This is a genomic window from Paenibacillus sp. G2S3, assembly GCF_030123105.1.
Classification (GTDB): domain Bacteria; phylum Bacillota; class Bacilli; order Paenibacillales; family Paenibacillaceae; genus Paenibacillus_AQ.
In genome coordinates, this window is sequence record NZ_CP126095.1 from 1,947,737 (window position 1) to 1,971,525 (window position 23,789).

The 23,789-nt window shown below is 43.8% G+C and carries 17 protein-coding genes; 12 read left to right on the forward strand and 5 right to left on the reverse strand.

The features are described 5' to 3' along the window. Nucleotides 1–121: 121 nt before the first annotated feature. From QNH28_RS08465 to QNH28_RS08520, 12 genes are all read left to right on the forward strand, one after another. A complete protein-coding gene (locus tag QNH28_RS08465; protein ID WP_283910978.1) occupies nucleotides 122–1,114 on the forward strand; it encodes a glycoside hydrolase family 130 protein in 993 nt (330 codons plus the stop codon). A 53-nt stretch (nucleotides 1,115–1,167) separates the two neighbouring features. Continuing rightward, nucleotides 1,168–3,612: a glycoside hydrolase family 38 N-terminal domain-containing protein gene (locus QNH28_RS08470; RefSeq protein ID WP_283910979.1), complete on the forward strand. Its 2,445-nt coding sequence runs from the start codon at nucleotides 1,168–1,170 to the stop codon at nucleotides 3,610–3,612. Between the two features lie 27 nt (nucleotides 3,613–3,639). Beyond that, the gene (locus QNH28_RS08475) at nucleotides 3,640–5,949 is read left to right on the forward strand and encodes a glycoside hydrolase family 3 N-terminal domain-containing protein (RefSeq protein ID WP_283910980.1); all 2,310 of its coding nucleotides are present in this window, start codon (nucleotides 3,640–3,642) and stop codon (nucleotides 5,947–5,949) included. Nucleotides 5,950–5,970: 21 nt separating this feature from the next. Next, nucleotides 5,971–7,293, forward strand: a complete 1,323-nt coding sequence (locus QNH28_RS08480) for a glycoside hydrolase family 125 protein (RefSeq protein WP_283910981.1) — start codon at nucleotides 5,971–5,973, stop codon at nucleotides 7,291–7,293. A 55-nt stretch (nucleotides 7,294–7,348) separates the two neighbouring features. Next, complete coding sequence (locus QNH28_RS08485) at nucleotides 7,349–9,166, forward strand: class I mannose-6-phosphate isomerase (protein WP_283910982.1); 1,818 nt, start codon at nucleotides 7,349–7,351, stop codon at nucleotides 9,164–9,166. Next, nucleotides 9,163–10,104, forward strand: coding sequence for an ROK family protein (locus QNH28_RS08490; protein WP_283910983.1), 942 nt, complete (start codon nucleotides 9,163–9,165; stop codon nucleotides 10,102–10,104). Before QNH28_RS08485 ends, QNH28_RS08490 begins: the two co-directional genes overlap by 4 nt. Before the next feature lie 176 nt (nucleotides 10,105–10,280). Continuing rightward, the gene (locus QNH28_RS08495; protein WP_283910984.1) at nucleotides 10,281–11,114 is read left to right on the forward strand and encodes a DUF4362 domain-containing protein; all 834 of its coding nucleotides are present in this window, start codon (nucleotides 10,281–10,283) and stop codon (nucleotides 11,112–11,114) included. A 243-nt stretch (nucleotides 11,115–11,357) separates the two neighbouring features. Beyond that, nucleotides 11,358–12,071: a response regulator transcription factor gene (locus QNH28_RS08500; protein WP_283910985.1), complete on the forward strand. Its 714-nt coding sequence runs from the start codon at nucleotides 11,358–11,360 to the stop codon at nucleotides 12,069–12,071. Beyond that, nucleotides 12,071–13,006 (forward strand): sensor histidine kinase, encoded by a 936-nt coding sequence (locus QNH28_RS08505; RefSeq protein WP_283910986.1) that lies wholly within the window; start codon nucleotides 12,071–12,073, stop codon nucleotides 13,004–13,006. The genes QNH28_RS08500 and QNH28_RS08505 overlap by 1 nt, the downstream gene beginning before the upstream one ends. 117 nt (nucleotides 13,007–13,123) lie before the next feature. Continuing rightward, on the forward strand, nucleotides 13,124–14,044 hold the full coding sequence (locus QNH28_RS08510) for an ABC transporter ATP-binding protein (protein ID WP_283910987.1): 921 nt from the start codon (nucleotides 13,124–13,126) through the stop codon (nucleotides 14,042–14,044). Then, entirely contained in the window at nucleotides 14,028–14,729 is a 702-nt protein-coding gene (locus QNH28_RS08515) for an ABC transporter permease (protein ID WP_283912087.1), read from the forward strand. The genes QNH28_RS08510 and QNH28_RS08515 overlap by 17 nt, the downstream gene beginning before the upstream one ends. A gap of 206 nt (nucleotides 14,730–14,935) precedes the next feature. Continuing rightward, a complete protein-coding gene (locus QNH28_RS08520) occupies nucleotides 14,936–16,576 on the forward strand; it encodes a PAS domain-containing sensor histidine kinase (protein WP_283910988.1) in 1,641 nt (546 codons plus the stop codon). 60 nt (nucleotides 16,577–16,636) lie between these two features. Here QNH28_RS08520 and QNH28_RS08525 read toward each other — a convergent pair whose 3' ends face one another. From QNH28_RS08525 to pgmB, 5 genes are all read right to left on the reverse strand, one after another. Beyond that, nucleotides 16,637–17,488, reverse strand: coding sequence for a DegV family protein (locus QNH28_RS08525; protein WP_283910989.1), 852 nt, complete (start codon nucleotides 17,486–17,488; stop codon nucleotides 16,637–16,639). Nucleotides 17,489–17,643: 155 nt separating this feature from the next. Next, on the reverse strand, nucleotides 17,644–18,507 hold the full coding sequence (locus QNH28_RS08530; RefSeq protein ID WP_283910990.1) for an AraC family transcriptional regulator: 864 nt from the start codon (nucleotides 18,505–18,507) through the stop codon (nucleotides 17,644–17,646). Between the two features lie 144 nt (nucleotides 18,508–18,651). Continuing rightward, nucleotides 18,652–20,334 (reverse strand): glycoside hydrolase family 13 protein, encoded by a 1,683-nt coding sequence (locus tag QNH28_RS08535; protein ID WP_283910991.1) that lies wholly within the window; start codon nucleotides 20,332–20,334, stop codon nucleotides 18,652–18,654. A gap of 94 nt (nucleotides 20,335–20,428) precedes the next feature. After that, entirely contained in the window at nucleotides 20,429–22,747 is a 2,319-nt protein-coding gene (locus QNH28_RS08540) for a glycoside hydrolase family 65 protein (protein WP_283910992.1), read from the reverse strand. A gap of 320 nt (nucleotides 22,748–23,067) precedes the next feature. Next, a complete protein-coding gene (gene pgmB, locus QNH28_RS08545; protein WP_283910993.1) occupies nucleotides 23,068–23,724 on the reverse strand; it encodes a beta-phosphoglucomutase in 657 nt (218 codons plus the stop codon). Nucleotides 23,725–23,789 lie beyond the last annotated feature (65 nt).

The following is a 23,789-nucleotide window of genomic DNA, read 5'->3' on the forward strand; positions in this document are numbered from 1 at the left end:
TTCAGGATAAATCCCCTTTTAAAGCGCTTTATTATGATTTAAAGTAGGGGTGCAAGTAGCTCTAGACATACTGAAAACGTTGTTGCAAATCACAATTGTAGACATGGAAGGAGATTATGAGATGAGTAGAATCATAGGTGACAAGCTATCTAATATTCCTTGGCAAGATAAGCCGAGTGGCTATAACGCTCCAGTGTGGCGATATACCCATAATCCGATTATTCAGCGAGATGCACAGTTAAGCTCGAACAGTATTTTTAATTCCGCGGTTATTCCTTTTGAAGAGGGGTATGCAGGGGTATTCCGCTGCGACTCCAGATCCGTAAGTATGGACATATTCGCTGGTTTCAGTCAGGACGGGCTTCATTGGGAAATTAATGAGAATCCGATCCAATTCGAAGGCGACGAATATGTCACAAAGCGGGAGTATCGTTACGATCCACGCGTGTGCAAAATCGAGGATAAATATTATATTTCTTGGTGTAACGGATACCATGGTCCAACAATTGGTCTCGCATATACGTATGATTTCAAAACCTTCCACCAATTAGAAAACACTTTCCTGCCATACAATCGGAATGGTGTATTATTCCCGCGCAAAATAAATGGCAAATATGCGATGTTAAGCCGTCCAAGTGATACGGGGCATACACCATTTGGAGATATCTTTTTTAGTGAGAGTCCTGACCTGACGTACTGGGGAAAGCATCGTTACGTGATGGGTACGATCAACTCGGACGCTTCTGCATGGCAATCGAAGAAAATTGGTCCAGGGCCGGTTCCTATTGAAACAGATCGCGGATGGTTGTTGATCTATCATGGTGTCATAAATACGTGTAACGGGTTCGTATATCGGATGGGTGTTGCTTTATTAGATTTGCATGAGCCATGGAAGGTGCTAGCACGTTCACGGAATTATATTCTTGGACCAGAAACATTGTATGAGTGTGTAGGAGATGTGCCGAATGTTACCTTCCCTTGCGCAGCACTTTCCGATGGCGATACAGGTCGAATTGCAATTTACTATGGCTGTGCTGATACCGTAACAGGGATTGCGTTCACAACTGTGGATGAGTTGTTCTTCTATATGAATAAGTATCCGCTTGAGAATTAGTAGAGAAAGCGAAGCGTCATGGCTAGTTAGAATAACTATAGGGAGAGATCGAGATGTCCAGCAAACGACCTTGGAAAATATACGCAATCCATCATTCACATACAGATATCGGATATACAGAGCGTCAAGAGAAAATTCAGCAGTATCATGTTAATTTTATTCGCCAGGTCCTGCATATTTTACGTGAAAGCAAATCGGGACGTCGTCCGGAATGGCAAGGCTTTAAGTGGGTTTGTGAGACCTTTTGGCCGATTGAAACCTTTCTTAAGCAGGCGACAGAGCAAGAGAAGATAGAGTTCGCTGAAGGCGTGAGACAGGGAGATATCGGGTTGTCGGGGACTTATCTAAATATGACAGAATTAATTGGTAAAGAGCTGTTCCAATCGATGATTGCTCGGGTATGTGATTACGGACAGTCCATACAAATTCCTGTAACATCGGCAATGACAGCAGATATTAACGGTTTTAGCTGGGGGTATGGTCAGGTATTGCTGGATGCTGGGATCCAGAATCTGTCCACCTGTATTCATACGCATCACGGAATGTTCCCTTGCTGGAAAAAGCAGCAGCCGTTCTGGTGGGAGATGCCTTCAGGGGATCGCCTGTTGACGTGGAGCGGAGAGCATTATGTGTTCGGAAATGATCTGGGGCTTGTACCTGGCATGGGTGGTAAATATACGATTAAAGATGAATTCGATATGAGCAAGGGCGCGGATTTTGAAATTGCTGAACAACGGATCGAGCGTTATATCGATCGTCTGACAGAGGATGGCTATGCATTCGATTTCTTTCCGGCGATGTTCTCAGGCTTACCAACGGATAATAACCCACCCAATGCGGCGGCAATGGAGTTTATCCAGCAATGGAACACCAAGCATGGGGACCGGATTTTGATTCAAATGGCTACGCTAGATGACTTCTTTGCAGAAGTCCGTGCCCATGCAGCTCAGCACCCGGAAGATATTCCTGTCTATCGCGGAGATTGGCCCGATTGGTGGACGGATGGGGTTGGCTCTACACCAAAGCATGTGCAAGTATTTCGTGAGGCGCAGCGGGTGTACCAAAAAGTAAGAAGACTAGATCCTAATTATGACATCATTTCTCCGGAAGCGATTAAAGAAATGGAATATCAATTAACGATGTTCGCTGAACACACATGGGGCTATCATTCTTCCATTTCGGAGCCTTGGAACCCGTTTGTTCAAGAGTTGGGTTTGCGCAAGGAGGCTTTTGCTGCAAATGCGAGCACCGCTGCACATCGTGCGTTGTACGAAATCCTTGAAGCCAAGGGAGATGCACTGCTTGCACCGGGTCGGCCGATGAAGTTCAAAATTTGTAATCCTTACAGCTATGTTCAGGAGGATCATGCCCATCTTATTCTTGAGGGTTGGTATTACGAGCAGATTAAGGAAGGGTTTGAGGTGCGTGATTTCAATACAGGTGAGGTGCTCCCATCTCAACTGCGTCTTGCGCATCGCGGGGTTATTGTAACGATTCCGGTCATGTTGGAGCCCCAGGAAGAAAAAGTGCTTCATATCGTAGCGGTTAAGCCAACAATCAAAACCGCATATATGAATGATTATGTGGCATCGGATCGTGTATTGGATTTGGATGTTACTCATGAAGTAAAGGACTTCCATGTCACATCCACATATGCTGAAACACCATTTGTACGCATTGAATGGAAGAAGGGTGAAGGAATCACCTCTTGGAAGGATAAGCAGACTGGACAGGAACTGCTGCGTGCGGACCGGAATCATCATGCATTCACGCCGGTATATGATGTCACACCAGCCACAAAGGTGGTCGAAATGACGGAGGTTCGTCGTCTTATGGGCCGTAATCGGAAAGGTCCGAATGCGATTGTATCTACAGGTTTATTGACAAGTGCAGAAATTATTGAACAGGGGACGCTTTATAGCATGATTCAATTGACCTATGAAGTCTCCGGTTGTGAGCATTATTCCTTATTCTTAACCGTGTATGCGGATCGTCCTCGTGTAGACGTGGCGGTACGGATGCATAAGGAAAGTGTATGGAAGCCTGAGAATTTGTACGTCTCACTTCCGTTTGGCAGCGCATTGACAACCTCTACGCAGGAGCTGTGGGTAGATAAGATGGATGCCCTAACTCGTCTGCGCAAGGATCAATTACCAGGCAGCTTGGCTGATTATACGGCTGTTGGCGAAGGTGCTGCATACATTTCGAAGGATCAAGGTATTGTGATCGCGATGCCAGACACTCCGTTGATTCAACTGGGCGCTTTAGAGCATAAATATCGTCTACTTAATGGTGATGCAAGACTGGAACAGGACCCTGCACACTTATATGCCTGGGTGATGAATAACTATTGGGAAACCAACTTTGCAGCTACACTTGGCGGCTTCTATGAATTCCGCTATTACATTACATGGGGTGAGAAGTTTAACAACCCTGAAGTATCGTTCAACATGTGTCGGGGGATGAATGCAGGAATCCTGGCGTGGAGACAGTTCTAGTTCAGGTGAACGGGAGGACTTGTAGCTATGAGGTATAAAGATTCATCCTTGCCGATTCATGAGCGTGTTAGAGATTTATTGGCCCATATGTCGCTGGAGGAGAAAATCGGGCAGCTCCTCCAGCCCTTTGGCTGGAAAGCGTATGAGAAATCAGAAGGCAGGATTCAACTGACTGAAGCATTTAAGGGAGCAGTCGCAAAAGGTGGCGTGGGTTCTTTGTATGGTGTGCTGCGTGCAGATCCTTGGACAGAGGTAACGCTTGAAACAGGGTTGTCCCCGATGGAAGGTGCAGAAGTAACGAATCTGATCCAGCAATATGCCATTGAACATACACGTCTGGGTATTCCGATTCTGTTGGGCGAGGAATGCTCTCATGGTCATATGGCGATTGGTAACACCGTCTTTCCCGTACCGCTTGCCATTGGAAGTACATGGAATAGGGAATTGTTCCGGCAGATCTGCCAAGCAGTGGCTGCAGAGACTCGCGCTCAAGGAGGGACAGCAACCTACTCCCCAGTACTAGATATTGTACGTGATCCGCGTTGGGGGCGAACAGAAGAATGCTTTGGGGAAGATCCATATTTAAATAGTGAAATGGCAGTTGCTGCAGTGAGGGGCTTACAAGGTGATTCATTAAATACAGACCATACGATCCTGGCAACATTAAAGCATTTCGTCGCGTATGGCAGCTCGGATGGTGGTCGTAATGCTGACACCGTACGGTTGGGAAAACGCGAATTAATGGAGAAGGATTTGCTGCCATTCCAGAAGGCAATTGAAGCTGGGGCGAAGTCTGTTATGACTGCTTACAATGAGATTGATGGTGTTCCGTGTACCTCAAGCAAGGCGTTGTTAACAGATGTGCTTCGTGAGCAATGGGGCTTTGAAGGCTTCGTCATTACGGATTGTGGTGCGATCAGCCAGCTTAAACACGGTCACCAGATTTGTGAGACCGAAGAAGAGGCAGCATCACTTGCACTTAAAGCTGGTGTGGATATGGAGATGTCTGGTGAAACATTTGGCAGATGTCTAATGAACGCATTGCGGCTTCAGTTGATTGAGATTTCCGATATTGATCTCGCAGTTGAACGAATTCTGCGTGCGAAGTTTGAATTGGGACTGTTTGAACGTCCCTTTGTTGATCCGGCAACAGCACAGCGCGTCGTTGGACAGCAGTTGCATGTAGAGATGGCGCGACAAGCTGCACGCGAAGGTATCATTCTTTTGAAGAATCATGATGATGCTCTGCCGCTTTCTCCGTCACTTGGTAAGATTGCTGTTATTGGGCCGAATGCCAACAATATTTATAATCAATTGGGTGACTATACTTCGCCACAGGAGCGTCATCACATCGTTACCGTTTTGGACGGGGTCCGTGCTAAATGTGATGGACTCAGCGAAGTGCTGTATGCTCCGGGCTGCCGCGTGAAAGATCCATCGAAAGCAGGCTTTGAGATGGCAATGGAGGTAGCGTCAGCAGCGGATACCATTATTGCAGTCGTCGGGGGATCGAGTGCACGTGATTTCGGTGAAGGTACGATTGATTTGAAGACAGGCGCCGCCGTCATTACGGATCAATTTAGTCTTAGTGATATGGATTGTGGGGAAGGCTTCGATCGTGCAGAGCTCAACTTATGCGGTGTGCAGCTTGAACTGCTGCAGGAGCTGCACACCTTGAACAAAAAACTGATTGTTATCTATATCAATGGTCGCCCCATTGTCGAGCCTTGGGTAGATGAGCATGCGGATGCCATTCTGGAGGCTTGGTATCCGGGACAGCAGGGTGGGCATGCGATTGCTGATATTTTGTTCGGAGACTATAATCCATCCGGTCGCCTTACGCTGTCCATTCCAAAGCATCCAGGGCAATTACCGATTTATTATAATAAGAAACGCTCCAGAGGTCATCGCTATCTCGAGGTGGACTTTCATCCACAATATGTATTTGGTTATGGTCTAAGCTATACAAGCTATCAATACGAGCATATTCGCTTGGATCAGACACAAATAGAGTTGGATGGTTCTTGTACTGTATCCGTGGAGGTAACGAATATTGGCGATGTTGCTGGACATGAGGTTGTTCAACTATATATAAAAGATTGCACTAGCACAATCACACGCCCGGAACGAGAATTAAAAGGATTTCAGAAGATTTATATTGAGCCTGGTGAGATGCGTATCGTTCAATTTCATATTACTCCGCGGGAGCTGCAGTTTGTCGGCTCTGATTTGCAGTGGATGGTTGAGCCCGGCAAATTTGAGATCATGATTGGATCGAACGTAGGCAGTACCATTTCAACAAGCTTAGAGGTTGTTCCTCGTAACTTGAGATCGTAATCACGGGAGGGTTACCAAATTATGAAAGAGCATCGTTTACCTACTATTGAAATTAATAAGTTCCCTCTGCCTCAGGCGGTTCAACAAGTCATGAAGGACGCTAGTGAACGTCTGGCTCATCGTCCAAAGCTGCGTCAATTGTTCCAGAATTGTTTTCCAAACACATTAGAAACAACTACTAAACTGCTGGATGACGGAACAACGTTCGTGTTAACTGGCGATATTCCGGCGATGTGGCTGCGTGACTCTGTTGAGCAGGTTATTCATTATGTTCCTTTTGCCAAGGAAGATGCTGAGCTTCAGCGGATTCTAGAAGGCTTAATACGCCGTCATATGTTTTATATTCAAATCGATCCCTATGCGAATGCCTTTAACGAGTCTGCAAATGATTGGCACTGGAATGCAACGGATGAGACAGACAGCTCGCCTTGGGTATGGGAGCGTAAATTCGAGCTGGATTCCATGTGCTTCTCATTCCGCTTGGCATACCTATATTGGAAAGAAACTGGACGCACCGGGATCTTTGATGAAGTTTTCCGAACCTCACTACTGAAGATGTTGAACGTATGGCAGATTGAACAGGAGCACAAGGAGCAGTCAACCTACCGCTTTCAACGTCACAACGGCATCGTGATAGATACATTACGTAAGAACGGTTTGGGGATGCCGGTAAATAATGTTGGACTGATCTGGTCAGGCTTCCGCCCCAGCGATGATGTGTGTGACTTTCACTTCAATATTCCATCGAATATGTTCGCCGCTGTAACGCTTCGACAATTGCAGGAAATTGCTCAATATGTATATAGAGATTCAAAGCTCGTAGCCCGAATGTCGGCAATGGAAGAAGAAATCCGGCATGCAATTGAGCTTTATGGAATCATTGACCATTCCAAATACGGCAAGATGTATGCGTTCGAAACGGATGGTTTCGGTAACCATTTATTGATGGACGATGCAGGTACCCCTAGCTTGATGTCTGCACCCTATCTAGGTTACTGTGCGCCAGATGATCCGATATATTTGAATACCCGTAGATTTGCTCTTAGTGAGGATAATCCCTATTTCTTCAAAGGCGAGAAGCTGAGCGGCATTGGTAGTCCACATACTAGCACGGGATTCGTATGGCATCTTGCTTATACGATGCAGGGTTTAACTGCAGTTGATCCTCAAGAGATGCTCGAGATGATTGAAATCTGTGAGTCGACAGATGCTGGTACTGGATTTATGCATGAGGGATTTGATGTAAATGATTCTACTAACTTTACACGTGAATGGTTCGCTTGGTCGAACAGCCAGTTCGCGCAGCTTGTGTGGAAGGCATTAGAATCAGGCATATTGACCTAAAGTATAGTCACCATAAGCGGGATAGAATTCATTCAACTGTATAGGAGTGACAACTATGTTCGAGAAAAGACCTATTAACCCTATTCGGTTCATTCAACAAATGAAGCCAGATACAGTTACGCCTTATGCAAAAGCTGGAGTGCAGCGAGGTTTTGAGGCAATACTGTCCCCGCTACTTCAACAAGCAGCGATGAATTCCACTAGTGTTATTCACGTTGCGATTGATGGAACGCACGGTGCCCAATATCAGGACGTCCTGGCAAGGATCATAGATGTATTGCAACAAGAGGGGCATAAGACAGTTCTCATCGGAACCAATAGCTTTATGAAGACAAGTGAAGAGCTGCGAACGTTCTTTGAAGCGAATATTACAGATAATCGTGCATTTGGTTATTTTTCGGATGCTAAGCTTGCAGATTATTTCATTCCAGAAGCACAAGACAAGATAGACAACTTCAAAAAACAGATTCAATTCCCTGTCGACCAAACAACCTTCATCATCACGTTTGGACCAGGGGCCTATTGGCTCGGGAACGGCAACTACGATATTACCTACTTCTTGGATGTCTCTCGTGAGTATCAGCAAGTGGAGCATAAAGCACATTTATTGAATTTCGGTTTTAGTTGGAACCGAGATGTAGTGGAGAAGTATAAAATCTGTCTATTTGTGGAATGGCCTGTGCTAGAAACTTACCGAAAAAAAGTATTGGATTCGATCCACTATTACGTTGATATGAATGAGCCCGAGTGTCCCAAGCTTACAACGGTCTTCACCCTACGCCAGATGATTGCAGATATCGCCAAGTCCCCTATGCGTGTGAAGCCGTTCTTCGCGCCAGGGATATGGGGCGGTCAATATTTGAAGAAATTCGCGGAGCTTCCGAAGGAGTGGGCCAACTGCGCATGGAGCTTTGAGCCGATTGCACCGGAGAACTCCATTTTGCTGAAGTATAACGACGAAATAATTGAGGTCCCTTTCCTCATCGTCATGCATTATGAGCATCCGGCCATTCTCGGGAATCGTATTGTCGGGCTGTTTGGCGATTATTTTCCGATTCGCTTCGACTACCTTGATACCATCGACGGAGATAGCTTGTCGTGCCAGGTACATCCGAAGCAGGAGTATATTCGGGAGACATTTAATGAATTTATGGCACAGCAAGAATCGTACTATATCATGGAGAATTTAGAGAATACATCTGTGTTTCTGGGGCTGACCGAACAATGTACGAAGGAGGAATTCTTTAACGCCGTACACCATGCACAAGAAACAGGTGAACCCATTCAAATCACTGATTTCGTTAATCAATATGAAGCGAATAAGGGAGATTTATTCCTAATTCCTACAGGGACTGTTCATGCTTCCGGAAAGAATAACTTAGTACTCGAAATATCCTCTACGACATGGTGGTTTACTTTCAAGATCTACGATTTCCTACGTAAAGGAATGGATGGCAAGCCACGTCCTATTAATATAGATCATGCCTTTGACAATATTGATTTCGATAAAAGAACGGCATGGGTTGAGGACAATTTGATTCCTAAGCCAAGCTTGCGGCAAACGCAGGGGCTTAACGAGGAGTATGTTCTTGGACAGCGTGACGATCTACTGTTCTATGTTCATCGTGTGCATCTGCATGATACATGGGAGGATCATACAAATAACGAAATGGTAATGTATAACTTGGTTGAGGGAGGTAAGGTCCGTATAGTATCCTGTGCAGATGAATCTATTTATGTCGAGTTACAATACGCGGAATCATATATCCTCCCAGCCGTGTTCGGTGCCTACAAAATAATAAATATCGGAAATAAGCCGTGTAAGCTTGTGAAAGCTGGCGTATCCAAGGCATGGGATGTGAGTCTCCTTTGAAGCCTAAAGTCGTGATCGCTTTAGACGTGGGAGGAACCTTTATTAAATCTGGTTTAGTCGTGGACGGGGAATTGCTACAGGCTAGCTGTAAGCAGTATCCTGCCCTTGCTGACCAAGATGCCGATGTGATTATTGAGCAATTTATTTCTATATTCGAAGATCAATATCAGTTCTATACCGTTACACTAGGGATAGCGGCAGACTGTACTTGGTGTATCGGTCTAGCTTTTCCCGGGCCTTTTGATTATCAGCAAGGTATATGTTACATTCAGGGGCTTAGTAAATATGAGGCGTTGTATGGTGAGAATATACGAGAAGTATTGTATACCCGGTTCAAAACCATACAACATAAGGAACGGGCGAAGCACCTGCTGCAGGCAGATATTCGCTTTGAGAATGATGCCAAGTTGTTTGCCTTAGGCGTAAGCAGGTTGTTTCCAAATGAACGATATATTTCGTTAACTATTGGGACAGGGTTAGGCTCCGCGTTTATTGATCATGCATCGCTCCTTAACGAAGGGCCGGGTGTTCCTAAGGACGGTTGGCTCTATGATAAACCTTTCCTAGAGAGCTCCATAGATGATGCCTTATCACGTCGCGGAATTCTTCGCCTGGCTGAGCAGATGGGAGCTCTAGAAAAAGGGATGGACGTGAAGGAACTCGCAGAACATGCAAGAAACGGGAATAGCATGAGCTGCAAGGTATTTGAAGAATTCGGTACACGATTGGCTGAAATGCTAAAGTCCTATGTTGTAGAATATCAGCCAACCCGCATCGTTATTGGCGGTCAGATTTCCAAGAGCATCGATTTATTTGGTCCCGCTCTCCAGACGGGACTAGCTGATTCATCCATTGTTATATTTACTTCAGAGAATGTATCTGAGTTCACGCTTATCGGAATATCGAGATTATTTGATAATTCCTTAGGACTCAGGTGAGATGAACAATAACCAGAGCTGATTGGGTATCCAATCGGCTTTTTTTGTTTGCTGGCTAATTTTCTATTAATCTCCCTATCATCCGATATCCCCTGAAGGGATACCCAGCCCCCGTTATTATTGGTATACTTTAACAAATGATTCTACTTATGGAGGGTTTAAGGAGGTTATGATCGATGAGATCGAGCGGTATTCTTCTTATTTTTATAGCGCTTATAGTAACCGGTTGCTTTTATCAGCTATCCAATGGAAAAGACAAATTCACTACTACCATTAATGAACAAGAAGATGTGATAAACAGCCATGGAATGATTGTTAAGAATCTTAAGAAGCTGGATGCTTTTATCCAAAATAAAAAGGGTACCCAGCGTGTGGTTCATTACACAATTGAAGGTGATCCGATCTTTAATGACTTGAAATACACTGACCAAGGAATTGAAATGCGGCATGATAATTCAGAAGATACGTTTGGTAGTCCCCAAATAACCATATACACTTGTCAGAACCTTGTTAGAAACGAAACGGATAAACTTCTGTCGTATACCTTAACGGGGTGTGCGGGTGAACAAGCAAAGATTGAGCTGCTCCAGATCCCTTTTGACGTAACGAAACAAGATAAGTTTGAGTTTGTTTTAAAGTATGGTGTGAACCAAAAGAACGAAATTAATACGATAGAGAAGAAGTTGGTCAAAGATCTCCAGAATGGGGAAGTAGTCGAGGTTAGCGATTTTGAGCTTTCTGAACAGGAACGAGGACAAATCTATAAAGAAATGGTTCTAGCGAATTACTTAGATGAAAAAGAATTATCTACTGAGTGTAATCGAAAACCTGCTGTAAGTTACGATTTATCGGTTCAGATCAATAGTGGTGAGCGTCATTATCAGTGGACGGAATGCCAGAATACTGAGGATGACGGTCAGATGACTGAACTAGCCCAAGCGATCATTACAATCGTGCAGGCCGGAAGCATTTATAAGCAACTGCCTGAGGTTAAGGGGTATTACGAATAATTACACTATATAAATTGAATTTTGAAACTTTGGAAAAGGGAACGGAGTGACGGAGGGGAATTTTGGAACTGTAGGAGCGATAGCGTCCGCCTTTGTCACTGGATTTCAACCGCTATAAGCGGTACAAATCAAGAAATCTGGTGACAACAGCGGCTGGAAGTCCAAACATTCACCGCAGTTGCGACTGATCTTTAACTATATTCAGCATTCATATTTATTCTCAAATCATTGGAGGCAGTATTCATGCACCGTATATTATTAATTGAAGATGACGAAGCGATTAGTGAAATGGTTAGGTCCTATTTAGTAAAAGAGGGCTATGAAGTGGAAACGGCGTTTGATGGTGAAGTAGCGGAAAGAACATTCCGTACTAGCAATTCTTTTGATCTTGTATTATTAGATCTCATGCTGCCCAAGCGTAGCGGTACTGATATTCTCCAGACGATCCGTGCGACAAGTCTAGTTCCGGTGTTGATCATGTCGGCCAAAGACAGCGATGTGGATAAAGCGCTTGGACTTGGCTTTGGGGCGGATGATTATATTACCAAGCCTTTTTCAATGATCGAATTAGCTGCTAGAGTGAAGGCTGCGATTCGACGAGCGGGTTATGCTACTCCCCCAATCCAAGCAGAGGCTCCCATTCCTGTGAAGCAAATGATTTCCATTGGTAGACTGACTGTGGATTTGGATAATTTCTCTGCGCTAAAGAACGGGGAAGAAGTGAAGCTAACGTCCAAGGAATTTCATATTCTAAAATTGTTCGTCACGCATCCAGGCAGAGTCTTCACCAAAGCGCAGATTTATGCAAGCGTGTGGGCAGATGATTATTTTGGGGATGAGAACGTTATTAATGTACATATGAGAAGATTACGCGAAAAAATAGAAGATGACCCCTCGCATCCAGAGTACATCAAGACGTTATGGGGGATCGGGTATAAGCTGGGAGAGCAGCTGTAATGAGTATGGCGCTTAGCGTGGTTATTGTACTCCTGCTCGTCGTCGTTGGATGGCAATATCAGCATTCGCGTAAAGCTTCTAGAGACCTGAAATATATTCATGACAAGCTAAGTAGCATCATGGCCGAAGGATCACACGAAAGATTGCTGTTATTTAGTAGTAATGTAGAGCTGCAAAGCGTGCTGATTGATCTAAATCGGCTGCTCGACGTTAACCATAAAGGAAGCATTGAGCGCGTGAAGCTGGAGAAGTCCATGCGTAATATGCTGTCAAACATTTCCCACGATCTAAAGACTCCGCTAACGGTAGTACTCGGTTATATTGAAACGATTCAGCAGGATGAGCAGATGCCAGCCGAGGAACGGGAACGCATGATGAATACGATTCACCAAAAAGCGAACGAAGTGATCCATCTGATGAACAAGTTCTTTGACTTGGCCAAGCTCGAATCAGGGGATCGGGAAATCAATCTTACACGTGTTGAGGCAGGCGAAGTATGCAGACGTAATATCCTTTCCTTCTATGATATCCTTAGCGCCAAGGGCAGTGAGGTAGAAATAGAAATCCCTGATGAATCACTTTACTTCATGGGGAACGAAGAGGCGCTTGACCGGATTTTGTCCAATTTGTTATCGAATGCGATTGCTTATGGGGATGCCGGAGGCGTATTAGGCTTGAAACTCTATAGTGATAAGAACAAAGTATACATAGATGTTTGGGATCGTGGAAAAGGCATTAGTGAAGCTCACCAGGATAAAGTATTCGAACGGCTCTATACACTGGAGGATTCGAGAAACCGATCATATCAAGGGAGCGGTCTAGGTCTAACCATTACCAAAAGATTAACAGAGCAGATGAATGGAACCATTACACTGGCTAGTCAACCGTTTGTGAGAACGGTTTTTACCCTTTCTTTTCGCAGATTAAGCTTCTAAGGAGTGAAATTGTGCGCAGCTTAAGATTTTTGTAAGAATCGAGTAATAAAAAAGAAAATTCTGCTGTGTACAATAAGAACTAAGGAAGACGAGACGAAAACAAAGGGGAGCGCGGAAATGACTACGATACTTCGAACAAGAAATTTAACGAAAACCTACCAAGGCAAAGAAGCCGTTAGCAATGTGAATATGAATATTAAACAAGGTGAAATTTATGGCTTTCTCGGACCGAACGGTGCCGGCAAAACAACGGTCATGAAAATGATCACAAACCTTGTTAAACCTACGAGTGGTGAAATTGAGTTTTTTAATGAAAAAATGACAAATCATTCTTATGAAATGCTCAAACGGATGGGCTGCATCATTGAATATCCAGTGTTCTATGATAAGCTGACAGCCAAAGAAAACCTGATCCTGCATGGAGAGTACATGGGCTATTATGATCCGCAAGCGATTGGAGAAGCGCTGGAGCTGGTAAAGCTTACGGGTATCGATAAAAAGCCGGTGAAGCAATTTTCGCTTGGGATGAAGCAGCGTTTGGGTATTGCCAGAGCCTTCATGACAAAACCTGAGCTACTTATTCTGGATGAGCCAATTAATGGACTAGACCCTGTGGGAATCAAAGAGATGCGTGAAGTGTTTCGGATGCTTAGCCGTGAATATGGGATGACGTTACTTGTATCTAGTCATATTCTGGGAGAAATTGAACAGATCGCTGATACTATCGGTGTGATCCGGCAGGGTGCTCTGGTAGAAGAAGTGGCGATGGATTCCATTCGCGGTCAAAATACAGAATATATCGAAGTGGTTACAAATGAGATTAACAAAGCAGTGTACGTGTTGGAGCATAAGCTTGGCCTCAATAATTTCAAAGTGCTTGATCATATTATACTAAGAATATATGACGGTGGAATCTCACAACGTGATCTGAATAAGGCGTTAGTGTTAGCAGATGTGGAGATTGAAAGCATCAGCAAGAAACAACATACGCTGGAAGATTATTTTTTACAATTGATTGGGGGTGAGGGCGTTGCTTAAATTAATATCTTTGGAGATTCGGAAGAATAAGCTAAAAACTCTTCTTACAGGTGCAACAATCGTCAATCTTGCTATTGTTGGGTTTATGATTATGGTTTTATTCGTTGATAGAAATGAGGGTGAACCGTCGTTCGCTTCTTATGCAGATATGTTTGAGGGTGTGTTCGTTTTTGTGAAGGCTGCTTATATTATTTTCGCTTCCGTTATTATTAGCAAGCTGGTGATTGATGAGTATAAGAACAACACCATTACGCTTCTCTTCATGTATCCTATCTCACGTAAAAAGCTAATGACTGCAAAAATATTGATAGTGTTCGCCTTCACATTTGTTGCCATCATCGTGTCAGACATTGTAGTTGGCGCTATCCTAATAGGATTCAATTCTTTTGTAGGGCTTATTCCAGGTGAATTAACCCTTCCTATGCTCACTACAGAGCTGATTAAGTTAGGACCAAACGCATTTTATGCAGCGGGAATCGCTCTAATTCCATTGTACTTTGGGATGAAGAAAAAATCAGTCCCAGCTACCATCGTCTCTGCTGTATTGGTTACTTCCTTGATTTCTGGTGGATTTGATCAAGCGCGTTTAGGTAATTTAGCGGCGGTGTCGATCTCGCTTGGCTTGCTAGGAGCAGGTATTGCCTATATGGCGATTCGCAATATTGACCATAAAGATATAGCCTAAGATATTTACAGAAATCCCTCTTAAGAATCTCAGTGCGATGTGTAAGTCATCGTGGCTGGACTCTAAAGGGGGATTTGGTGTTTATCTGGGATCAATTAAGGTGAATTTGATATAATGGTCGAAATAGAAGAATTTAAAATTTGAGATGATTTCCGCTCGTTTTAGGGTAATGATAATGGATGAGAGAGCCTGAGGTGAAATGAATTGTGGATAAAGACTGGACATCCATACTAACACGATTGCTTTCGGAAGAGAGCGCTTATAAATCGTTATATGACCATCATCCTAATTTGGTATTTGTTTTGGATCGGCAAGGTCGCTGCTTAGGAACTAATCGCACGTTCTATCTAGATTCCAGTGCAGAAGCATCGTTTCAAGATATAGGTCTGACATCACTTAAAAAAACCTACTTTGTTGATGTAGCTAACTTTGAGGCTGCCCTGCAAGGAAATCCGTCTAGCTTTGAGTTGCAAGATCTGAACGATCCCAAAGCGGATGCCGTGAGAGGTAACTTTATTCCTATAACGATAGATAAGGAAATTGTCGGGGTATTCGCGATCATTCAAGTAGATTACGGCAACTATCATATTTATTCGGAAGGGTTACAGGACTGGCTAAACGCATTAGCGGATTCTTTTCATGCTAAATTATCGGATAAGGTAGAACTGGAGACAAACTTCAAGCCTGCTTTAGCTACTGAAGTCGAGAATAAGAGAGCGAGCCTGATTCTGAACTCCGTCTCAGCTGGAATATTCGTACTAGATAATATGGGGCGAACGCTCTTTATTAACCGTGAGGGTGCGGATATGTTAGGCTACCAGCCTACAGAACTGGTGGGTCTGAAGCTAATGGAATATATTCATCAAATCCAAGGTGATGGCTCACGTTATTCAACTCCTGATTGTCAGATTAGTCTTACGATTGCAGATGGAATTATCCGCAGGAAAGACGATGAGATCTTCTGGCGTAAGGATGGAACCAGCTTTTTTGCGAATTATCGGGTGTCGCCTCTTATGGATGAAGGGATGATCGCAGGTGCAGTTATTGCTTTTAGCGATATCACGAATGCGAAAGAAATCATTCGCGCTAAAGAATCTGCAGAGCAGGCGGCGCAGGCCAAATCTGATTTCTTGGCAATGATGAGTCATGAAATTCGGACACCAATGAATGGAATGATTGGGATGTCAGACCTTTTACTTGAAACAGATCTTGGAGAAGAACAACGAGGTTATGTTGAGATTTTACGAAGCAGTAGTTACACGCTATTACAGATCTTGAATGACATTCTTGATTTCAGTAAGATGGAAGTGGGTAAAATGCCACTGCAATCCGAATCATTTGATCTTCGAGAGATGATATCGGACATCATTGATTTATTTACGCCTAAAGCCGAAGAGAAGAAGCTGGCCTTGCGGTGGTGGGCGGACACGAGTGTTCCAACAACGTTACTGGCCGATCCGATCCGTTTGCGACAGGTTATTGTCAATCTGGTAGGTAATGCACTGAAATTCACAGAACATGGAAGCGTCACGCTATCGGTTAAGAACATCCCACTTTCGGATTCAAAAGAATATTTATTGGAATTTTCTGTACGCGATACAGGTGTTGGGATTGCCGATAATAAACTCAATTTATTATTTCAATCCTTCTCACAGCTGCACCCGACCATCAACCGTAAATATGGCGGTACTGGATTGGGACTCGCTATTTGTAAGCAGCTTGTTGAGCTAATGGGTGGGACCATCTTTGTAGAAAGCGAAGAGAATAAAGGTTCAACGTTCCGGTTTATGCTACCCTTCATAAATGAAGGGACGGAGTTAAATTCAACTTTCAATCAGGAGGGGTAAACACACAAATCTCCGGTCGATTGACTTACGAAGCAATGGCCGGAGATTTGTGTGTGAGTATTAATCTTGAAGCATATACATGAGACCTACAGTATGTGGACCACAATGACTTCCAATAACACAACCTGCGTTGAGGATAGCTATTTCATTAACTTGAGTCTTTTCACGTAGAGCTGCTTCTAGGTATAATGCATCTTCTTCCGCCAAGGTATGGACAACGATGAGCAGCTCGTTATCCATCCGATCGACGTTAACCAAGGCGTTCTGGAGCATTTGTTCTACGGCTTTTTCTTTTTTGCCACGGCTTTTGCTAATAGGGACGATGCTCCCATCCACCAGTTTTAGCACAGGGCGGATTTTGAGTAGACTACCGATGAAATTCTGCATACCTGAACAGCGTCCACCCATATATAAGTAATCAAGCGTATCTACAACGAATTCTGTTTCTACAAGATTACGGCTGTGCTTCAGCATAGCTGCAATCTCATTAGCACTGTGACCTTTTTCAGCGGCTCTGACAGCTTTCATAACGAGAAGAGCAATGCCTCCACATAAGGTCTGTGAATCAATAACCTGTACACGACCCTCAGGAAATTCTCCAGCAGCCAAAAGTGCATTCTGATATGTTGAGGATAATGATGAGGAGAGGCTGATATATACAATATCATTTCCACTGCTAATTACTGGATGAAAAGCGGCGATAAAGTCAGCTGGCGAAGGCGCGGCCGTCTTTGGCAATACTCCGCTTGCTGCGACACGGCGATACACTTCTTCTGGTGTGATATCTTCACCATCTTTGTAGGTTCCTTCTTCAAACACTACGTAAAGGGGAACGATGCCGATATTAAAAGTATCCTTCCAGCCTTGAGGCAAATCGGAAGTGCTGTCTGAAAATATTTTTACAGTAGACATGAATTTCTCCTTCACCGATAATCGGACGACAATAGTCATTATTGAATCACATAATCTATTTATTATACCAAGATTAGGCCGATTCTCAAAATGAAATCGTAGAAATTCTGAAAGAAAGAAAGACTATCCGGAATTCCGAATAGTCTAAGTAAGCATTAATTTTTTTTCATAACCGGTATCCAGATCTCGCAGCGATAATCCTCTGCATCAGGTCTTCCCGGAAGGTATAACTCAAACTCGGGTCCTCCTGTATGCTCATAGCCTGTTGCAGGGAACCATTCCTGAAAGATCCGTGACCATGCTTGCTGAATAGCATTCGGCATTGGTCCTACTGAGGTGAACACAGCCCAACTCGCAGCTGGTATCGTTGTAGAAGGAAAGCCTTGAGTATCCGTCTCTGGAGAGGCTTCGACAGCAATCCAATAGGAGAAGGTTTCTTTTTCGTGATTGAAATCTTTACAAATACCAAGGATATCCTTATCAACACCGATCTCAATCAGCTTATCCGATGTACCATTTTCGTTAGCTTCAATCCACAGCTGGGGGATACGGCGTAAATTCTCCCCATCTTTCGTTGTCATTTCCTCTACTAGTCCGATAACATTAAAAGCGTCTCTTGTCTCAATTCTGTAGTCCATTTCTTTATCTCCCTTCAGTGATAGATGGAAGGAGAGTCTAGGGAAGGCTTTGAGCTGTACCCCTGACTCCCGCGCAGCAGAAGGAGTAATTCCATGTGCTTTGCGGAATGCTTTGGCAAACGACTCGGGAGAGTCATATCCGTATTTTAATGAGACATCTAGTACCTTAACTTTAGAAATAGCGAGTTCCTGTGCAGCGAGAGTCAATCTGCGCTTACGGATATAGTCTTTCACTGATACTCCAGTAAGCATATAGAACATACGCTGGAAGTGAAAAGGGGAGGAGTAAGCCACCTTTGCTATATCTTCTATATTAAAGGCTTCCTCCATTTTACTCTCCATATAATCTAAAGCTTCTTTCATGCGGATAAGCCATTCCAAGCCTGCCATCTCCCTTTGAGTTCATACTATCATGCCACCATTTGCAAATCCTGTTATTCCTTGCTCTCTAATGACAGGTTGCTGGTGGATGAGTGATTTTAACAAAATCACCCTATATAGTATAACTCAGGATGGTAGAGAGAGTCAGCTTTGTAATCTGTACACTCTTGCTTCGTAAGGGCGCAGAATTTCTCGTGTTGGTGATTCATCTGGGTAATTTCCAATGATTAAATCAGTAACGTTGCTCAGCTCAACGGAGAGATCAACGTTTTGAGGAGCCTCGTTGAAGTTCAGAAGAATCAGCCATTGTTCATCCTCTAAAGTTCTGGTATAAGCATAAATGTTCTCATGGTCAGGCAACAGTAGCTTATATTCTCCATATACCATAATCGGATTCTCTTTGCGTAAAGCAATTAGTTCCTGGTAGTAGTAGAAGATTGAATCAGAATCCGCCAATGCTTGCTCCACATTAATTTCCTTGTAAATCGGATTTACTTTAAGCCATGGTTCTCCCTCTGAAAATCCAGCATTAGCAGATGCATCCCATTGCATTGGGGTACGGGCATTGTCTCGGCCTTTGACATGGATAGCGTTCAGAATCGTATCATGATCTGCGCCACCTTCAATTACTTTTTCACGGTACATATTCAGAATTTCGATGTCTTTATAATTTTCCAGCGTTGTGAACTTTACATTCGTCATCCCAATTTCTTCACCTTGGTAAATATAGGGAGTACCTTTAAGCGTATGTAGTAAGGTAGCAAGCATTTTGGCAGATATTACGCGATACTTCCCATCATCACCAAATCGTGACACCATACGTGGCTGGTCATGATTGTTTAAGTACAGACTATTCCAACCCTTGTCAGCCAGACCGACCTGCCATTTATGGAGTATGTCGCGCAGCTTAGTTAGTGTCCATGGGGCTACATCCCATTTGCCTCCTGGGCCGGAATCTACGTCCATATGCTCGAATTGGAATACCATTTGAAGCTCTTCACGATCTTCGTCTGTGTAAAGAACGGCATCCTCTACTGAAGCCCCTGGCGTTTCCCCAACGGTCATTATGTCATAGCCCGAAAGGACCTTTTGGTTCATTTCATGTAAAAACTCATGGACCCGGGGCCCATTCATAAAGTAATCGCCACCCCAAGCAAGCTCTTCTGGCGCCTCGCCCTCGATTTGAAAGGAGGGTAGCCCTTCCGCTTTAGAAATCAAATTAATGACGTCCATCCGCAATCCATCCACACCCTTGTCGAGCCAGAAGGTAATCATCTTGTATAATTCCTCGCGCAGCTTTGGATTGTCCCAGTTGAGATCCGGTTGCTTGCGTGAGAATAGATGCAGATAGTATTCACCGGTTGTTTCATCTAGTTCCCAAGCCGGACCGCTGAATATGGAGCTCCAATTGTTTGGGCGTTCGCCATTCGGTCCACCTGGACGCCAAATGTAGTAATCACGGTACGGATTATCCTTTGACGAACGGGACTCTACGAACCATTGATGTTCATCTGAAGAGTGGTTGATGACAAGGTCCATCATTAGCTTAATGCCACGATCATGCAGTCCAGTCAGTAGTTCTTCCCAGTCTTTTAGCGTGCCAAACTCATCCATAATATCTTCATAATCGCTGATGTCATAACCATTATCATCATTTGGCGATTTATATACTGGTGACAACCACACTACATCGACACCGAGCTTCTGCAAATAATCCAAACGTGAAATGATGCCTTGCAGATCTCCAATACCGTCACCATTACTATCTTGAAAGCTGCGTGGATAGATTTGATAGACGACAGCTTCCTTCCAAAAGGTTCTTTTCATTAATAATCACTCCTTATATAAGATATCCATTTAGGATAAAAAATAAAGAGACCCTAAAAAGCTATTAGCTTCAAGGGTCTCTTGTGGTGTCGGTTTATACTGTGACGGAATTGCTGTTAGCAGTGATGCTGCTTAGTCCGTTCACGGTATATTCTTTGTCATAGATAGTAATAGAAGCTGGGATGTCTGTTTCATTCGTAACCGTAACCTGTGCGTCCGAAACGCTTACTTTTAGACGGGAGCCGCGGAACATGATTTTGAAAGAGTACGCTGACCAGTGACCTGGGTTCGATGGGCTCAAAGTCAGTCTGCCATCATGAACGCGTAATCCGCCGAAGCCATGGACGATTGACATCCAAGTACCAGCCATACTAGTGCTGTGTAAGCCGTCTTCGGTATCATTATTATAGTTATCAAGATCCAGTCTTGAAGTACGCAAGTACATTTCATAAGCCTTATCCTTATATCCTAGCTCGCTGGCTAGAATAGAGTGGATACAAGGGGATAGGGAGGACTCATGAACAGTGATCGGCTCGTAAAAGTCGAAATTCCGTTTTTTGGTATCCAGATCGTAACGGTCCCCTAGGAAATATAATCCCTGCAGAACGTCCGCTTGTTTAATGAAGCAAGAACGAAGGATACGATCCCAAGACCATTTTTGGTTTAGTGGCAGGTTCTCAGCTGCCAGATCCTTGACTTGGATAATCTCTTTGTCTAGGAAGCCATCTTGCTGCAAGAAGATACCCAGTTCTTCATCCGCTGGATAATACATTTTGGCAATGATATCATTCCATTTTGCAGTTTCGCTCTCTTGGAGTCCTAGTTTGTCAACTAGTTCTGCATAGCGCGTGGATTCGTTCTTTTTCAGATAATCCAAAGCTTCTAGGGTATATTCCATAGTCCAGGAAGCCATCCGGTTGGTGTACCAGTTATTATTTACGTTATTTTCATATTCATTAGGTCCCGTTACACCAAGCATCACGTATTTGTCTTTACGATTTGCATAGTGAACACGTTCTTCCCAGAAGCGGGAGATTTCCACTAGAACTTCAAGGCCATATTGACCAAGATAAGCTTTGTCTCCAGTGTAGTTCACATAGTTGTAAATCGCATAAGCAATGGCACCGTTACGGTGAATTTCTTCAAATGTAATTTCCCACTCATTGTGACACTCTTCGCCGTTCATTGTAACCATTGGGTACAATGCGCCTTTTGTGAAACCAAGCTTACGAGCATTCTCCTTAGCCTTCTCCAAATGCTTGTAACGATAGATCAACAGGTTGCGAGCAATAGAGGAGTCTGCTGTACTGAGATAGAAGGGAACACAATACGCCTCTGTATCCCAGTAAGTGCTGCCGCCGTATTTTTCACCTGTAAAGCCTTTAGGTCCAATGTTCAAACGGTCATCTTCACCATTGTAAGTTTGGTTCAGTTGGAAAATATTAAAGCGAATCGCTTGCTGTGCCGAAACGTCACCTTCAATAATGATGTCGCTTTCTTTCCATTTCTCTCTCCAAGCGTCTACTTGCTCTTTCAGAAGGGTTACAAAACCAGCTTCCTTAGCAGCTGTCAGAGCAGTTTGTGCGGCGTCGACCAATTGACCAAGACCGTGATTACGGGAGGTAACGTTGGCAACATATTTATAAATAACGATTTGATCACCAGCTTGTACGGATACATTCATTTTGCTGGCTACATATTTCTCTTGTTCAATGGCTTCAGCATCAGCGTTGACTTTCTCACCGTTGACAAGGATATCAAAAGCCATAGCAGAGGTTACATGGAAATCGAGTTTTTTAGTCTTAAGGGTGAGGTGCCCACCTTCAGTGCCTGCTTGCTTCTCCACTTCATTCCAGAATTTCTCGTCATAGTTGGAATCCTTGTTCTTCACGTCACCGTCGAGATAAGGAGTGATTGTAATCTTGCCTGCAAAATTAACAGGAATGATGGAGTAACGAATAGCACCGATTTCTTGACGAGTCATGCTGACGAAACGAATACTCTCAACTTTAACTTCCTTACCATCTTCGAGTGTGGCAGTGAAGCTACGGGAAAGCGTACCTTCCTTCATGTTAAGGACACGACGGAAATCGGAAACCGTGGATTTAGCCAGGTCTAAAGGAGTTCCTTCAATGTCGATGTTAATACCAATCCAGTTTGTGCTGTTCAGTACTTTAGCAAAATATTCAGGATAGCCGTTCTTCCACCAGCCAACCCGAGTTTTGTCAGGATAGTACACGCCAGCCATGTAGCTACCTTGCAGGCTACTTCCGCTATATTGCTCTTCAAAATTAGCTCGACCACCCATAAATCCGTTGCCAAGGCTAAATACACTTTCAGAGATTTCTTGTGTCTGTGGATCAAAAGATTCTTCAATAATGGACCATTCATCAATTGTTAAATATTGTTTCACGATAACCGGCTCCTTTAAATATGTTGTGGGGATATATAATGAACAAATCATTCTTCCATTAAAATCCGGTGGTATAAGTGTGACTGCGAGGAATCTTTGGACTTTCGATCGCTGTTATAATCAGATTTCTATATTTTAGCCGCGTTTTGCGGATGAAATCTGATTATAAAGGCGAACGCTACGCTTCTACAGTTCCAAAATTCCTCTCCGTCACCTCATCACCAGAAATCTAATGAATAATACTTAGTTCATTTGATTGTAGGTAGATGCAGCAGGGCGAATCACATTAACACTTTCAGTTGATTAATGTTCGTTAGACTTTAAGCAAAAGATTTTTTGAGTTGTGGCACGCTCATATGAGCGAGTGATGGAACTACGATATTCGCCGCATTGAGCGTTTCCGGTGAGCCAATACCAACGCTGAACATCCCAGCTCGCGACGCAGCTTCAATTCCTGCTTCTGCATCTTCGAAGACAACACAGTGTTTAGGATCAGCGCCAAGTGCTTTAGCTCCTAGAAGAAAAACTTCCGGATCAGGTTTAGCAGCACTAGTGTGTGTGCCATCGATGATCGCATCAAAGTAAGGGGTCAATCCGGTATTATTTAAAATCGTCATTGCGTTCTTACTAGCAGAACCGAGGGCAACTTTGATGCCATTCTCACGGCACTCTTTTAGAAAATCAAGCGCACCTGGCAAAATCTCTGAGCTATCCATCTTCGCAATATATTCGACATAACGATTATTCTTCTGTTCCGCAAGCTTAGCTTTCTCTTCTTCATCGATAGTTAGTCCGCCGATTTCCAGCAAAATGTTTAGCGAGGCAGTTCTGCTGACTCCTTTAAGGCGTTCGTTATCTTGTTCTGTGAAGAGAAACCCCAATCCATCTGCAAGCTCTTTCCATGCGATATAATGGTATTTGGCAGTATCAACGATAACACCATCCAAATCGAACAAGCAGGCTTTAATTTCCGACATTGTAGTACCTCCTAAAAGTTGTGACAGTATCGTGATCCATTGGGTTCGTACCTGAATTTGATTTC

Coding starts and splice junctions, on each gene's coding strand:
- QNH28_RS08465 (WP_283910978.1), top strand. CDS start 122: ATGAGTAGAATCATAGGTGACAAGCTATCTAATATTCCTTGGCAAGAT.
- QNH28_RS08470 (WP_283910979.1), top strand. CDS start 1,168: ATGTCCAGCAAACGACCTTGGAAAATATACGCAATCCATCATTCACAT.
- QNH28_RS08475 (WP_283910980.1), top strand. CDS start 3,640: ATGAGGTATAAAGATTCATCCTTGCCGATTCATGAGCGTGTTAGAGAT.
- QNH28_RS08480 (WP_283910981.1), top strand. CDS start 5,971: ATGAAAGAGCATCGTTTACCTACTATTGAAATTAATAAGTTCCCTCTG.
- QNH28_RS08485 (WP_283910982.1), top strand. CDS start 7,349: ATGTTCGAGAAAAGACCTATTAACCCTATTCGGTTCATTCAACAAATG.
- QNH28_RS08495 (WP_283910984.1), top strand. CDS start 10,281: ATGAGATCGAGCGGTATTCTTCTTATTTTTATAGCGCTTATAGTAACC.
- QNH28_RS08500 (WP_283910985.1), top strand. CDS start 11,358: ATGCACCGTATATTATTAATTGAAGATGACGAAGCGATTAGTGAAATG.
- QNH28_RS08505 (WP_283910986.1), top strand. CDS start 12,071: ATGAGTATGGCGCTTAGCGTGGTTATTGTACTCCTGCTCGTCGTCGTT.
- QNH28_RS08510 (WP_283910987.1), top strand. CDS start 13,124: ATGACTACGATACTTCGAACAAGAAATTTAACGAAAACCTACCAAGGC.
- QNH28_RS08525 (WP_283910989.1), bottom strand. CDS start 17,488: ATGTCTACTGTAAAAATATTTTCAGACAGCACTTCCGATTTGCCTCAA.
- QNH28_RS08535 (WP_283910991.1), bottom strand. CDS start 20,334: ATGAAAAGAACCTTTTGGAAGGAAGCTGTCGTCTATCAAATCTATCCA.
- pgmB (WP_283910993.1), bottom strand. CDS start 23,724: ATGTCGGAAATTAAAGCCTGCTTGTTCGATTTGGATGGTGTTATCGTT.